Source organism: Ectothiorhodospira sp. BSL-9 (assembly GCF_001632845.1).
Classification (GTDB): Bacteria; Pseudomonadota; Gammaproteobacteria; order Ectothiorhodospirales; family Ectothiorhodospiraceae; genus Ectothiorhodospira.
Genome location: NZ_CP011994.1, coordinates 3286205 through 3301367 on the forward strand (window position 1 = coordinate 3286205; position 15163 = coordinate 3301367).

The following is a 15163-nucleotide window of genomic DNA, read 5'->3' on the forward strand; positions in this document are numbered from 1 at the left end:
ATCCAGGCGGATAATGATAAAAAAGGGGTTCTCATGAAGGACTGGAAACGCTACGATCCAGGCACATCAAATATCGCAATACGTCACAAGATGACGACAACCATCACATCCGATCATCCCCGCCACATTCGATGATCTCGATGTCCCGTAAAAACCAGGACTCACCCCAGGAGGTGATCAAGTTGCCCGACGAACCTGAACCCGGACCTTTGGAACCCCCCTCGGCCCGCCCGCGCGCTGGGTCGATCACATTTCCAACCCGCCCGCCGGTTTCCGGACAGGGGTGCCCGCCTCCCAGGTAGACACGTGATTCCCGGGAGGTACGGCCTCCCATTGCCCGGATCCAGCGGTCGCTCTCAACATACAGACCGCAAGGGATCACATTATGGATCACGCCATCGACAACCACCTGCGTCAGGGCCGCATCGACGAAGCCAAGACGCTCCTGATCAACGCCGAACCGGAGGAAAACGCCCGTCGCCTGGGTGAGATCGATCCGGACGACCGCCTGGCCATCTTCCAGCGCATGGAAACCCGCCAGGCCGTAGCCACCTTCCTGCACATGGATGACGAGGAACAGGCCAGCCTGTTGGAGAGCATGGGGCGCGAGAGTGCCGCCCGCTTTGCCGCGCACCTGCCCAGTTACACCATTGCCCGCTCTGTGTCGCTGCTGCCACGCCGCTACGGTGACAGCCTGATGGCCCTGCTGCCCGCCAAGAAGCGGGAGGCGGTGCAGACCGTCCTGCAGCATGATGTGGACAGCGTCGCCCGGGTGATGCGCTCGGACTTTGTCGCCGTCAACCGTGAGACTTCCGTATTCGAGGCCATGGAGCGCCTGCGCACCCTGGAAGCCTCGTCAGATGAGGTGAGTTCCGTGGTCTTTGTCACCAATGCTGACAATGAGTACCAGGGCCATGTCACCCTGGCCACCCTGCTACGCGCCAAACCCGACAGCACCGTGGGCAGCCTGCTCAATTCCCGCGGCCTCACGGCCTCCATCCATCAGGACAAGGCCGATGCGGCCCGTTTGCTACAGCGTACCGACCTGCCCATTCTGCCGGTACTGGACGAAAGCCGTCGCCTGACCGGCGTGCTGTGCTTCGGCGATGCCATGGACGTGATTGAAGAGGACACCTCCGAGGATGTCTACAAAAAGGCGGGGATCGGCAATCTGGTGCACAACAAGGACGTGGTGCGCTCGGAAAAGCTCACCTCCGGCGGCATCGGCTATCCGGTGAAGGTGCGTCTGGCGTTTCTCATGGTGACCCTGGCCGGTGGCCTGATGGTGGGCGGTGTGATCGACTTCTTTGAGGACACCCTGGCCGCCGTGGTCGCCCTGGCCATCTTCATCCCGCTGGTGATGGACATGGGCGGCAACGTGGGCACCCAGTCCACCACCATCTTTGCCCGCGGACTGGCCCTGGGCCACATCAACCTGGATCGCTTCTTCCGCACGCACCTGGTACGCGAGGCCCTGGTGGGACTGGCCATGGGGGTGTTCATCGCGGTACTCGCAGGCCTGATCGCCTATTTCTGGCAAGGGGCCCCCAACGATATCCCGCAACTGGGCGTCGTGGTGGGTGTGGCCCTGTTTGTTTCCGTATTCACCGCATCCATCCTGGGCTTCCTGCTGCCCTGGCTGCTGGTGAAGATCGGCGTGGACCACGCCCCGGGTGCTGACCCGTTCATCACCACCATCAAGGACTTCACCGGCCTGGCGGTGTATTTCGGCATGGCCGCCTGGCTGCTGGCGGCGCACATGCCCGTTTGAACCCAAACCCTGCCCGGTGCACCCGCGCCTGCTGGCGATGGATGCACCGGCCCATAAGACGCGATAAATATTAAAGAGACGACGAGCATGATTTACATCAAGAAGAATACCCGCCTCCTGGGCCTGTCCATGACTGCCCTGACCCTGGGTCTGACCACCCCCCTCACCGCCCAGGCGGAGCTGGAATTCAACATCGGCGTGTTCACCGACTACATCGATCACGGGGAGAGCAAGTCAAACAACAATGCCGTGGTGCAGGGAGGGATGGAGTACACCCTGGACACCGGCCTGTTCCTGGGGGTGCAGATGTCCACCCTGGGCGAAGATGACGACGGCGAAGGTCAGGGTCAGGAAGTGGCTCCCTTCATCGGTTACGGCTTCGAGGTCGGTGAAACGGCCTTCGAATTCGGCTATGAGTACTTCTACTACTCCGAAATCCCGGGCGAGAAGTACGAGGGGGAGATCTTTGTGGCCGCCGAGCACGGGCCGCTTTATGGGGAAGTCACCTATGTGACCCATGCCCATGACCGGGACGCAGAAGGAGACACCGTCTACCTCATCGGCGCCAGCCATGAGTTCCTTCCCAAGACCGCCCTGTTCGCAGAGATCGGCTACGACAAGCCCAAGGAAGACGACAACGCCACCTTCTGGGCCCTGGGTGTGACCCGCTCCACCCAGATGGGGGATATCTCCCTCACCTATGCCTCGCGCAATGAAAGCGATGCCCAGGACCTGTTCGTCGCCGGGTACTCCCTGAGCTTCTAAGGCGCGGGGCTGGGCGGTGTTAATCCCTTCTTCACCACGAAATGGTACTCTGGGACCCGACTTTCAATCGAGGCTCCTGTATGGACAGGAAGCGCTTACGTGAGCGGGCTCAGGCCATTCTGCGCGACAACGCGTGGAAGGATATCGACCTGGATATCCAGCGGGGTGAAGTCGACCTGGAGCATCTGCTGGAAGATTTGCATATCTACCACGCGGAACTCGTGCTGCAGAACGAGTCGCTGGAGGAAGGGGAAAAAGTCACCCAGCGGGCCCTGACTCGGTTCAATCGGCTTTATCAGGGCCTCCCCCACCCGACCTTTGTCATCAACCAGGATGGCTACGTGCGCGATGCCAATGGTGCGACGCACGCGTTGCTGGCCATGGATCAGCAACTCTTCCGGCATCTGGCGATGCCCGGCCATCACAACGCACTGGAAGAGGCCCTGGACGAGGCCGCCCGCGAAGGGTCAGCTGAACGCCGTGAGATCCCACTGCGCGGTGCCGGCGGGCGGCGGCTGATCGCCGACCTCAAGCTCATCCGCATCCCCGGTACCTACGATGAAGACACAGAGTTCGTCTGCAGTGTGGTGGACCAGACCGCCGCCGTGGAGCAGCGGCAGGCCCTGGAGGACCTGAACCAGCGGTTGCGTGAAGAGCAGGAGCGCTATCGGATCCTGGCGCAGTTCTCACCCGACTGGGATTACTGGCTGGGTGAGGACAACCGTTACCGCTATGTGTCACCCGCCTGCGAACAGATCACCGGTTACCCCGCGCAGGCCTTTCTGGACGATCCGGACCTCATGTTGCGCATCATCCATCCGGATGATCGGGCGGTGTATGAAGGACATCTGCACGCGGGCAGTGAAGACAGCCACGCGCTACTGCATTTTCGCATCATCACGCCGTCCGACCATGTCCGCTGGATCGAGCACGACTGTCGCGCCGTATGGGATGAGTCGGGCCGCTACCGGGGGCACCGCGGCACCAATCGGGACATCACCGCGCGCCACGAGGCGGAGGAGGCGCTGCAGCGCAATGAAGCGGCCCTGACTCAGCTACTGGATAACGTGCCCGAGATTGCCATCAAGGGGTACCGGCCAGATGGGACGGTAACCTACTGGAATCCCGCCAGTGAGCACCTCTATGGCTATTCCATCGATGAGGCGCTGGGCGCCAGCCTGCCCGATCTCATCATTGCCCCGGAGGATCACGAGGCCTTTTTCCAGCGCATGCAGGACGTGCGCGAGGGGGAGCACCTACCCACCTCGGAGATGCTGATCCTGCGGCATCGAGAAGGGCACACCCTCAAGGTACTCACCTGCCATGTGGTCGTGCAGCATGCTGAGGACAATCTGAGTCTGTACGCCATGGATGTGGATCTCACGACCCGACTCAGGGACCAGGAATGGCTATGGGAGGCGGTTCAGGGCGGCAACGTGGGCTTGTTCGAGTGGCGGCCAGATGGGGATGTTTTTCTCTCGCCCGAACTCAAGGCGCAACTGGGCTACCAGGATCATGAACTGGAGGATGACCTGGAAGTTTGGCGATCCTTGATCCACCCGCACGAGCGCGATGAGGGTATTCGCCGGTTCGAGCAGTACACGCGTCAACCCCAAGGGCGATTTCGCTTTGAAGTACGCATGCACCATCGGACGGGCCAGTGGCGGTGGATCCTGCATCAGGCCTCCCCCGTCCATGGCCCGGAGGGACATCTGCGCAAGATCCTGGGTTCCACCCTGGACGTCACGGAGCGCAAGCTGGCCGAGGAACAAAGCGAGCGACTGGCCTACGCGGTGGAGCAAAGTCCGGGAGTTGTGGTGCTCACCGACACTGACGGCGTGGTCGAGTACGTGAACCAGCGTTTCTGTGACATCACCGGGTTCTCCCGCGAGGAGGTGCTCGGACAGCGACCCGGCATGCTGCGTTACGGCGAAAAGAACGTCGAGCAGTACGAAGCACTCTGGGCAACGATCCGCAGCGGCAAAACCTGGGAAGGCGAGTTCAACAATCGCACCCGCGCGGGAGAGCCCTATTGGGAGCACGCAAGGATCTCACCGATCCGCAATGCCCGTGGGGAGGTGACGCATTACATCAAGCTGGCGGAGGACATCTCGGACAAGCGCGCCCTGAACGAGCGTCTGGAGTATCTGGCCTTCCATGACCCGCTCACCGGCTTGCCCAATCGCAGCGTCATGCTGGACAGGATCGGCCAGGCCATTGCCCAGGCCCGACGGGATCAGCATACCGTGGCCGTGGTGTTCATCGACCTGGATGACTTCAAGGTGGTCAACGACTCGCTGGGGCATGCCCAGGGCGATCAACTGCTGATCCACATTGCACAACGCCTGCGTGCCCTGCTGCGCGAGGAAGACACCGTGGCCCGCTTCGTCGGCGATGAGTTCATCCTGCTGTTGTCCCATCTCGCGCATGTGGAGAACGTGATCCCCGTGATCGAAAAGCTCCAGGCGGATCTGAACCAGCCCGTGTCGCTGCACGCCCAGCAGGTGTCTGTGAGCGTGAGTATCGGCATTGCCGTTTACCCTGGCGATACTGGTTGTGCTGAAGAACTGGTGCGTCATGCCGACGCCGCCATGTATCGCGCCAAGGCCGAGGGGCGACGCTGCTACCACTTTTACACCCCGGAAATGGACGCGGCACTGCAGGAACGCATGGAACTGGACCAGGCCATGCGCCAGGCGCTGGAGCGAGACGAATTCCATCTGGTGTATCAACCCCGGGTGGAACTGGTCACCGGGCGCACCCTCAGCCTGGAAGCCCTGGTGCGCTGGCATCACCCCGAATGGGGCATGATCTCACCGGGTCGCTTCATTCCCCTGGCGGAGGAGACCGGCTTCATCCTCTCGCTGGGGCCTGCAATCCTGCGACAGGTGTGCGAGCAGATTCGCGACTGGAAGGCCCGGGGTGTCCCGACGGTGCCCGTGGCGGTCAACCTGTCGGCGCGTGAGTTCCGGGAGCCCGGCGTTGTCGAACGCATCCTCACCGTGTTGGCCGAAACCGGCCTGGACGCCAACGATCTTGAAATCGAGATCACCGAAAGCGCGGCCATGAGTTCCATTGAGCAAACCATACACACGCTCACCGAACTCAATGCTCGTGGGGTGCGCATCTCCATTGACGACTTTGGCACCGCCTACTCTTCCCTGAACTACCTCAAGCGCCTGCCCGTGTACGCCATCAAGATCGATCGATCCTTCGTCTCCGACATGGAGGAAGACCCCGCCAATCATCCCGAGGATGCCGCCATCATCCGCGCCATTATCGGACTGGGCGAGACCCTGGGCATGAAGGTCATCGCCGAGGGCATCGAGAACACCGTGCAGCGGGACTTCCTGCTGGATCATGGCTGCGTGCAGGGGCAAGGCTACCTGTTCAGCCGACCGGTGCCCGCCGAGGAGGCAGAGCAATTGCTCTTGCAGTCGAAAAGCCTGCCCCCCGGTGCACAGTGAATGGGCTTCCAGCCTTGCTCGGCAACGCCCTGGAGGCCTGGCTCAAGGAGCAGGCCACTATTTGGACCATGACAGTGGCCAGGACCCACATCAGGCCGCATTTGGCCGAGCGCAAGGCTTGACAGGCTGGCCAAAACCCTGTTCGCAGTGTATCATCCTCGCCCTTTCCGCATTGGCCTCCCCACGGCGCCCTCAGAGGACTGCCGTTGGATCACTGGATTCCGGCCACACTCGGGTATCGCTTGGGGCCACCGCCCCCGCGCAGTAACGCCCTTACACGACCGCTTCAACCGCATGCTTCGCGGCTCCGATCATCGCAGACGGGGGCGCGTGACCTCATTTGGCAATGATCCGGGCCCAGCCGGCAACGCATTCGCACTCATAGGACATCATCCATGAACCTCACCCGCATCAAGAAGGAATGGTTTTCCAACATACGCGGGGACATGCTCGCTGGCCTGGTGGTTGCCCTGGCCTTGATCCCGGAAGCCATTGCCTTTTCCATCATCGCGGGGGTGGACCCCAAGGTGGGGCTGTATGCCTCGTTCTGCATCGCGGTAGTCATCGCCTTTACCGGCGGCCGGCCCGGCATGATCTCGGCGGCCACGGCAGCCATGGCCCTGCTCATGATCACGCTCGTCAAGGAACACGGGCTGGAATACCTGCTGGCGGCCACCATTCTGACCGGCGTGCTGCAGATCATCGCAGGCTATCTGCAGGTGGGGCGCTACATGCGCTTCATTTCCAACTCGGTCATGACCGGGTTCGTGAATGCCCTGGCCATATTGATCTTCCTGGCACAGCTGCCGGAGCTCACCGGCGTCACCTGGCATGTATACGCCATGACCGCCCTGGGCCTGGCCATCATCTATCTCTTCCCCTACCTGACCCGCTCCATCCCCTCGCCCCTGGTGACCATTGTTGTGCTCACCCTCTTGGCATGGCTGCTGAACCTGGACATCCGCACGGTCAGCGACATGGGCGAACTGCCCGACACCCTGCCCGTCTTCCTGTGGCCGGACATCCCGCTGAACCTGGAAACCCTGTGGATCATCCTGCCCTATGCCCTGGCATTGACCGTGGTGGGCCTGCTCGAGTCCATGATGACCCAGAACATCGTCGATGACCTCACCGACACCCGCACCGACAAGAACCGTGAGTGCAAGGGCCAGGGCATCTCCAATATCGTCGCCGGCAGCTTTGGTGGCATGGCAGGCTGCGCCATGATCGGGCAGTCGGTGATCAACATCAAATCCGGTGGCCGCGGGCGGTTGTCCTCCTTCATGGCTGGTGTCTACCTGCTGGTCATGGTGGTATTCCTGACCCCGCTCCTGGGGGCCATCCCCATGGCGGCCCTGGTGGCGGTGATGATCATGGTGGCCATCGGTACCTTCAGCTGGAATTCCATCAAGAACATGAAGGACCACCCGCTGAGCACCAATATCGTCATGATCACCACCGTAGCGGTGACCGTGTTCACCCATAACCTGGCCCTCGGCGTGCTTTCGGGCGTGTTGCTGGCGGCCCTGTTCTTCGCCAACAAGGTCAGCCAGTTCATGTTCGTGGGTGCCGACACCGACACCCGTCCGGATGAACACACCCTGCACCGCACCTATCGCGTGTATGGGCAGGTCTTCTTCGCCTCCACGGAGAAGTTCATGCAAGCCTTTAATTTCCGGGAGGATCTGGATAAGGTGACGATCGATCTGTCCCGTGCACACTTTTGGGACATCAGTTCCGTCGCCGCGCTCGACCGCGTGGTCGTCAACTTCCGACGTGAAGGTGCCGAGGTGGAAATCATCGGCATGAACGAGGCCACCGCCACCATCGTCGACCGTCACGCCGTACACGACAAGCCCGATGCCGCTGACCGGCTCATGGGCCACTAACCTGCTGGAGGATGCCCCTATGAACAAGGTCATTGCCTGTATTGATGGCTCGCGCTCGTCGTTATCCGTGTGTGATTACGCCGCCTGGGCCAGCCGGCGCATGGACTCGCCACTCACCCTGCTGCATGTGATCCATAATCCCCATGCCGAATCCCAGCGGGATCTGAGCGGCAACCTCAGCCTGGGGGGCCGCGAAGCCCTGCTGGAGCAGATGGTGGAAGCCGAGGAGCAGCGCGGCAAACTGTTGCGGGAACAGGGGCGCGCCATCCTGGCCGATGCCCTGGATCGGGTGCGGGCCAACGGCGTCGCCGAGCCCGGCAGCCTGCTGCGCAATGATGGCGTCACCGCGGCCCTGGACGATATCCAGGAGGAGGCCCGTCTGGTGGTGGTGGGCAAGCAGGGCAAGGATGGCGACATGCTCAAGCAGCATGTGGGGAGCCACCTGGAGAGCATCATCCGCACCCTGAAGCGCGGCGTGCTGGTAGCCCCCCTGGAATACCGGGAGCCGGAGCGTTTCCTGATCGCCTACGATGGCAGCGCCACGGCGCATACCGTGGTGGAAAAGGTCTCGGAGAGCCCACTGCTCAAGGGGCTGGAGGCTCATGTTCTGATGGTGGGCGAGGACAATCAGGAAAACCGCTCACGCCTGGACAATGCCCGCGGCACGCTGGCCCAGAAAGGCTTCGATGTGCGCTCGGAGATCCGCAGCGGCGAGGTGGCGGAAGCCGTCTGCGCATACCGCCAGGAACACGACATCCACCTGCTGGCCATGGGGGCCTACGGCCACTCCCGGCTGCGGCGCTGGTTTGTGGGCAGCACCACCACCAACATGATCATGCGGTCGCCGATTCCGCTGATCATCCTGCGATGAAGAACGCCTCCTCCACGTGCAGACACGCCTCTAACTGTCATGCCGCCGGGCGCGCAGCACCCCCGATGATGAAAGATAATGGGGTGCTGTCGCCTTGGGCAGAGGGCCCTCCTACTGGGAGAAGGAGGCAGGCATCGCTGGCGACATGGCAGGCGAAAAAAACACGGCTGAAAGGGGCATTTTGCTGGAGTTTGGGTGTCTCAACAAACAGGGGACAGGCGAATTTAACCTGATGCCCCGCTCTCTTCCCGCCCATGCAGGTATTTCCCGTGCCCAGAATCGATCCCCCCGTGGCCTGGCCCACTTCGCTGTTTTTTGCATTCACCAATCTGCTGGCGCTAACCGTGGTGCCCTGGTGGGGATTCACCCAGGGGTACAGCAGTTGGGCATGGCTGGCCTTCGGGGTGCTGCTGGCCCTTGGCGGCATGAGTATCACCGTGGGTTATCATCGTCTCTGGGCCCATCGTACCTTCAAGGCCCGCTGGCCCCTGAGACTGTTGCTGGCTGTGTTCGGTGCCATGGCATTGCAGAACAGCATCTACAATTGGGCGGCCCGGCATCGCAATCATCACCGGTACGTGGACGATGTGGATCGCGACCCCCACTCCATTCGGTCTGGATTCTGGCACGCACATATAGGGTGGATGTTGCGGGAGTGGCCCGCGAGCCAGCCCGATTTCAGCACCGTGAAGGACCTGACCCGGGACCCCATTGTGCGCTTTCAGCACCGGTACTACTGGCTGCTGGCCTGGTCCACCAATCTGCTGTTTCCCCTGACCCTGGGCTTGATGCTGGGGGATGTGGTGGGCATGCTGCTGCTGGCGGGGGTTTTGCGGCTGGTGGTCAGCCACCATTTCACCTTTTTCATCAACTCTCTGGCCCATACCTGGGGCAAACGCCCCTACAGCGATGACAACACGGCCGTGGACAATGCCCTGGTGGCGCTGGTGACCTGGGGTGAGGGCTACCACAACTATCACCACGCCTTCCAGTCGGACTACCGTAATGGAATCCACTGGTGGCAGTACGATCCCTCCAAGTGGTTCATCAACCTGTGTGCCTGGGTGGGGTTGGCACACGACCGTCGGCGCATACCCCGCTTCAGGATCCAGCGGGCCCGGGTTTCCACCCAGTTTGTCAGGCTTCGGGCGCGGCTTGAGGCCACGGGCGTGGCCCCTACCTGGAGTGAGGCCCTGGACAGGGAATATCAGCAGTTCAAGGAGACCGTAACCCAGTGGCAGCAGTGGCAGGCACGCCGGGTAAAGGTCGGGCGGGAGGCGCTGCGCGACCGCTGGACACGCATCGAACTGCGAACAGCCTACAAGGAACTGGAGTATCGCCTGCGGATGCAGCGCCGGCGTCTGCGGGTACTGCATGCAGCGCTCTCCCAGTGAACAGGGTCATTGCCCCCCGACCGCCCTGCCCAGCCTGCCGCCAAAGCTTCCCGCCTCTGCCTTAACGTGAAAGAACCAGGTCAGCTACAGCCACTCCCTTCTCCCCCGAGGGGGGAGAAGGGCTTGTAACGTATCTTTCATCATCTGGGGTGACTCACCACCGTGATGCATGAGCGTTAGGCTCCACGGTCAGGAGGGCGGCGACCTGCTGGCCGGAATGCCTTGCACACCTTGGGGTCGGCTTCCAGATAGGGGCCCCCGATCAGGTCGATGCAGTAGGGCACGGCAGCAAAAATGCCATGCACGGGCGGTGAGGCATCGGGAAGACCTGCCAGGGTTTCGGCAATGGCCTTAGGCTGACCCGGAAGATTGATGATCAAGGCGCTGCCCCTGACGACCCCCACCTGGCGCGAGAGAATGGCGGTGGGAACGAAGGTCAGACTGATCTGGCGCATCTGCTCGCCAAAACCCGGCATGACCCGGTCGGCCACCGCCAGAGTCGCCTCCGGCGTGACATCACGCGGCGCCGGTCCGGTGCCCCCGGTGGTCAGCACCAGATGGCATTCGGCCTCATCCACCAGTTCGATCAGCGTTTCGCTGATGATCTTCTCATCGTCGGGAATCAGGCGCGTCTCCCAGTTCAGGGGATTGTGCAGTGCACGTCCCAGCCAGTCTTGCAGGGCGGGAATCCCCTGATCTTCGTATACACCGCTGGAGGCCCGGTCGCTGACGGAAACAACGCCGATTCTTACCGCTTCGCAGGTTGAGATGGTCACTGGCTGCTATCTCTCGAATTAAGGAAAGTGGTTGCCGATGACAGGCAAGCCCGAGCATTGTACGGCAACAGGCAGAGGCCCAGTATCCAGGGCCTACCCCAGTGCGGAAGGCGCCATACCTATGGAAGATCCTCAACCTGTGGGAGCGGCCCCCAGGGAACGCAACAGGGTCTGCCATTGAGCCAGGGCGGCCTCGGGACTGCTGCCGTCCATTTCAATGCGGGGTGCGAGAGCTTTTGCACCACAGAATTTCAGCCAGGCATCCAGGTCCCGGCCAAAGGCGCAGAAATGGGGATAGCCGCGATCACCCAGTGCCAGCAGCGCATACTCCAGCGTGCTTTGATCCGGGCAGGGTTGTTTCATCAGGCTGACAAAGGGGCGGGCCGACGCAGGCGCCTCCCCCTCACCGAAGGTGGAGGCGATGAACAACACGCGCCCCATGTCCTTGAGGTCATTCGGGGTCAGGGTGCCCAGTGGGTGGACTGTCACGGCAAGGCCGGCGGCCTGGAACGCCCCGGCTGTCTTCCAGGCCTGGGTCTCGGCGTTGCCGGTCTGGCTGGCGAAGACCACATGGATGCGCTCGCCCTCCCCGGTCCCACTGTCGCCCGAGGGATTGAGCCCGGCCTGAAGCAGGGCCGACCGGGCCACCTGGGCCTTGCGGCGGCGATCGATATACAGCACCAGCCCCGTGATGGCGAACAGGGGCATGATCAAACTGGCCACCATCATGGCGATGCGGCCGGGCATGCCGAAGAACGAGCCGCTGTGCAGCGGCAGCATGCTGGACATGAGCTTTTCATTCAGGGGACGGTCCGCATAGCGGACATGGTTTTGCACGTCGCCGGTGCCGGCCGCCAGGGTCAGGCGGTTCCAGGCCCGCTCATGGGCCGGCCGGGGGTCGAAATACATGAACTGATAGTCGCTCCCCGGCTGGGGCAGACGCAGGGTGGCAGTGGAATACCCCAGCGGCGCCGCCTGCTCGAAGGCCTGCCAGAGGGTGTTCACCTGTGCAAAACGGTCAGCCACCGGCTCCCGGGGCGAGGACGCCTCACGGCCCATGGGGCTGCGGGGAGCCTCTTCGCCACTTCGGGCATGATCGGGCCGCGCGGCGGCTTCACCTTCCTGAGTGCGCTGCGGGGGCGCCTGACGCACCGGCATGGGAACGCCGCTGAGTTCATGCAGACCCGCCCGGTACCAGTCATAGGACCAGTACAGTCCCGTCAGGGCCGCCAGCAGGTACAGAGGCAGCACCCAGGTACCCACCACCCCGTGCATGCTGGAGACGAACCCGCGCCCCGAGCGGCGAAAACTGAAGGTGAACCAGCCGGCCAGGGCCTTCCAGGACCGGGGCCAGCGCAGGTAGATGCCCGACAGCACCAGGATGATCAGCATGAGGGTGGCCGCCCCGGTGATCTGCTTGCCCACGTCCCCCATCAGCAGCCAGCGATGCAGGCGCTGCAGGGTGCGGAAGAAGGCCTGTCCCTTGAGTTCGGCGCCGATCAATTCCCCTGTGTAGGGATTGAAATAATGATTGACCCCGCGGCGGGCCTGCGGCCCGTCACCGGCCACGTTCACGGTGGCCGCATCCCAGGGATCGGAGGACAGGCGCAGGGCATTGATCTGCCGTTCCGGCAGGGCCTGCTGGGCCTGTCGCAGCAAGGCCTCCGGCGACAGGCGTTGTGTTTCCAGGGGCTCCACCCGCAGCACGTCGCTGTTGATGGCGCGGATGATCTCCCGCTCGAAGGTCAGCATTCCCCCGGTCACGCCCAGGATGATCAGCACGACACCGACCGTGATGCCCATGAACCAGTGAAGCTGGAACCAGAGTTTGCGTAGCATGGGGCGTCTCAGAAGTCGTAGGTGGCGGACAGCCACAGACTCCGCCGGTCCAGATACACCCCGCTGGTGGCGGCGGCGGTCTGGGTGTACCGATAGGCGTGGTAGGTCTGAGCGTCGTGGACATAGCTGTCCGATTTGCCGAAATCCTTGTCCAGCAGGTTGTAGACGGTGCCAGTCAGACGTACCCGATCGGACATGCGATAGGTGGCGCCCAGGTTGAACACGGCGTAGCTGTCCAGCTTGTTACCCAGTTGCTGATACAGGGAAAGGTTCTGACCGGAAGTGGGCAGCCCGCCGCTAAACCGCTCCCGGGAGGAATAGAACTCCCCGTCCAGGCGGGCCGACAGCCGGTTGCTGACATCCCACAGCAGTCGGGTGGTCAGGGCGTGCTCCGGCGTGTTGGTCAGCAGCAGGCCCTTCTGGTCACCGGAGCGGATCTCGGTGTCCGTATAGGTATAGCCGCCACTGATCTCCCAGGCCGGGGCAAAGCGATAACGGGCGCTCAGTTCCACGCCCTGGGAAATGGCGCGGTCGATGTTCACCGACTGGGCGAAGTCTTCCTGCTCGGTGAAGTTGCCGATGCTCAGGCAGCCCGGCGTCCCGGCATGCGGCTGGCCGTCGTTCTCATCCATATACTGGCAATTGAGGATCCCCTCACCGCTGGCAATCCGATCGGTGAAGCGGGTATGGAAGAGCGTGACATCCGCCGACAGGCCGGCCCGGTTGTCAAAGCTCGCGCCCAGCTCATAGTTGGTGGTCTTTTCCGGCTTGAGATGGGGAGAACCGATGGTGATCGTGCGCCCCTGATTGGTGAAACCAGTAATGCCGTCATGGAGCTGGTTCAGGGTCGGGGTCTTGTACCCCCTGCCGACGCCGCCCTTCAGGGTCCACTGATCATCGGTCTTCCAGACCAGGTAGGCGCGGGGACTGAAGTGTCCGTCGAAGGCGTCATGATTTTCATAGCGGGCCCCCAGGGTGAGGGCCAGATCATGTCTGAGCCACCATTCGTCCTCGACGAAGACCGACCAGTTACTCTGCTCGAAGGCCTGATTACCCGCCGCACCATCTTCCAGTCTTGAATCCACATACTGTCCACCCAGGGTCAGCATGTGATCGCCAGCGGGCATGATCCACTTGCCATCCACCACCAGGTCACGGTTCTCCAGCAGCCTGGGCTCGCCACCCTGGGCCTCATAACCATAATCCGGCGCACTGCCCGCAGGCAGGGTGCGTCCCAGGGTCTCCGTGGTGATGCGGGTCACACTGCCTTCCAGGGTGCCGGCCTCGAAATGACCGCGATAACCCAGCACGGCCTGGTCCCGATTGAAGCGCAGCTCATCTTCATAGCCCCAGACCGTACCGGGTTGTGGAGCGCAGGTATTACGGTTGGTCCCATCCAGGGTGCCCAGACGACAGTTTTCGTTGGAATAGGTCTGCCGGGCACGTTCCAGATCCAGCCAGACCTGCTGATCGTCCACGGGCGTCAGGGTCAGACGACCGCCCAGGGAGTGGATCCGGGCCTCCGGCGGGCGGGGATCGCGCCCGGCGCTGTTTTCGATCAACCGATCCGAGGCATCCCGGTCGAACAGGCGACCACGCACCTGCAGGCCCAACCGGTCCTCCACCAGCGGTCCGGTGGTGAAGATGCTGATGCTGGAGCTGTTGCCGGCACTGCGGTCTTCCTGGAAGGTGTTTTCCACCGTGACGCTGCCCCCCCACTGCCGACTGACCGGGCGGGTGATGATGTTGATCACCCCGCCCATGGCGTCCGATCCATACAGGGTGGACATGGGGCCTCGGATGACCTCGATGCGCTCAATGGCCGACAGCGGCGGCAGGAAGCTGGTGGAGGTCTCGCCGAAGCCATTGGGGGTGACATTGCCGGAGCTGTTCTGGCGGCGGCCATCGATCAGGATCAGGGTGTATTCACTGGGCAGGCCGCGGATACCGATGTTCAGCCCACCGGTCTTGCCGGTGCCCGCCCGTACATCCACCCCCGGCACATCCGCCAGGGCCTCGGCCAGATTGGAAAAACGGTGCTGTTCCAGATCCTCGCGGGTCACCACCGAGATGCTGGCGGGGGCATCCCGCAGCGCCTGCTCAAAGCCCGCGGCACTGATGACGGTGATCTCGTCCAGCCGGAGGGTTTCCGCGGCCAGGACGGAACCGGCCATGCCCCCCAGGGCCAGGGCCACGGCGGTCTTGAGCATCAGGGGGCGAAGGGTCGGGAATGAAGGTGCCGAAGGTCGGGCGGGTGAAACCATGACGTGAAAACTCCTGACTTCATGCTGGTTGAATTGTTCCGGCAAACTGCCCGCCCTGGCCTGGAGTAAATCCAGAGGCAATGGCACGGCTGGATGGCAGAAATGAAAAGAAGGAATAACGAAGGTG

The 15163-nt window shown here is 62.6% G+C and carries 9 protein-coding genes; 6 read left to right on the top strand and 3 right to left on the bottom strand.

The features are described 5' to 3' along the window. Positions 1 to 385: 385 nt before the first annotated feature. The 6 genes from mgtE (at position 386) to ECTOBSL9_RS15055 (ending at position 10157) form a co-directional block, all read left to right on the top strand. Positions 386 to 1771, top strand: coding sequence for a magnesium transporter (mgtE, locus tag ECTOBSL9_RS15030; RefSeq protein ID WP_063465731.1), 1386 nt, complete (start codon positions 386 to 388; stop codon positions 1769 to 1771). A gap of 129 nt (positions 1772 to 1900) precedes the next feature. Beyond that, the gene (locus ECTOBSL9_RS15035) at positions 1901 to 2536 is read left to right on the top strand and encodes a TorF family putative porin (RefSeq protein ID WP_371259028.1); all 636 of its coding nucleotides are present in this window, start codon (positions 1901 to 1903) and stop codon (positions 2534 to 2536) included. 80 nt (positions 2537 to 2616) lie between these two features. Continuing rightward, positions 2617 to 6003, top strand: a complete 3387-nt coding sequence (locus ECTOBSL9_RS15040; protein WP_063465733.1) for an EAL domain-containing protein — start codon at positions 2617 to 2619, stop codon at positions 6001 to 6003. Positions 6004 to 6398: 395 nt separating this feature from the next. Next, positions 6399 to 7892: a SulP family inorganic anion transporter gene (locus ECTOBSL9_RS15045; protein ID WP_063465734.1), complete on the top strand. Its 1494-nt coding sequence runs from the start codon at positions 6399 to 6401 to the stop codon at positions 7890 to 7892. Between the two features lie 19 nt (positions 7893 to 7911). After that, entirely contained in the window at positions 7912 to 8763 is an 852-nt protein-coding gene (locus tag ECTOBSL9_RS15050; RefSeq protein WP_063464103.1) for a universal stress protein, read from the top strand. A gap of 269 nt (positions 8764 to 9032) precedes the next feature. Further along, on the top strand, positions 9033 to 10157 hold the full coding sequence (locus ECTOBSL9_RS15055; RefSeq protein WP_240481006.1) for a fatty acid desaturase: 1125 nt from the start codon (positions 9033 to 9035) through the stop codon (positions 10155 to 10157). 176 nt (positions 10158 to 10333) lie between these two features. Here the strand turns inward: ECTOBSL9_RS15055 and mog are convergent, their stop codons facing one another. From mog to ECTOBSL9_RS15070, 3 genes are all read right to left on the bottom strand, one after another. Then, positions 10334 to 10927, bottom strand: coding sequence for a molybdopterin adenylyltransferase (mog, locus tag ECTOBSL9_RS15060; protein WP_063466241.1), 594 nt, complete (start codon positions 10925 to 10927; stop codon positions 10334 to 10336). 138 nt (positions 10928 to 11065) lie between these two features. After that, complete coding sequence (locus ECTOBSL9_RS15065; protein WP_063465736.1) at positions 11066 to 12772, bottom strand: PepSY domain-containing protein; 1707 nt, start codon at positions 12770 to 12772, stop codon at positions 11066 to 11068. An 8-nt stretch (positions 12773 to 12780) separates the two neighbouring features. Next, positions 12781 to 15036, bottom strand: a complete 2256-nt coding sequence (locus ECTOBSL9_RS15070) for a TonB-dependent receptor domain-containing protein (RefSeq protein WP_205631981.1) — start codon at positions 15034 to 15036, stop codon at positions 12781 to 12783. Between the last annotated feature and the right edge of the window lie 127 nt (positions 15037 to 15163).

Coding starts and splice junctions, on each gene's coding strand:
- mgtE (WP_063465731.1), top strand. CDS start 386: ATGGATCACGCCATCGACAACCACCTGCGTCAGGGCCGCATCGACGAA.
- ECTOBSL9_RS15035 (WP_371259028.1), top strand. CDS start 1,901: ATGACTGCCCTGACCCTGGGTCTGACCACCCCCCTCACCGCCCAGGCG.
- ECTOBSL9_RS15040 (WP_063465733.1), top strand. CDS start 2,617: ATGGACAGGAAGCGCTTACGTGAGCGGGCTCAGGCCATTCTGCGCGAC.
- ECTOBSL9_RS15045 (WP_063465734.1), top strand. CDS start 6,399: ATGAACCTCACCCGCATCAAGAAGGAATGGTTTTCCAACATACGCGGG.
- ECTOBSL9_RS15050 (WP_063464103.1), top strand. CDS start 7,912: ATGAACAAGGTCATTGCCTGTATTGATGGCTCGCGCTCGTCGTTATCC.
- ECTOBSL9_RS15065 (WP_063465736.1), bottom strand. CDS start 12,772: ATGCTACGCAAACTCTGGTTCCAGCTTCACTGGTTCATGGGCATCACG.
- ECTOBSL9_RS15070 (WP_205631981.1), bottom strand. CDS start 15,036: ATGGTTTCACCCGCCCGACCTTCGGCACCTTCATTCCCGACCCTTCGC.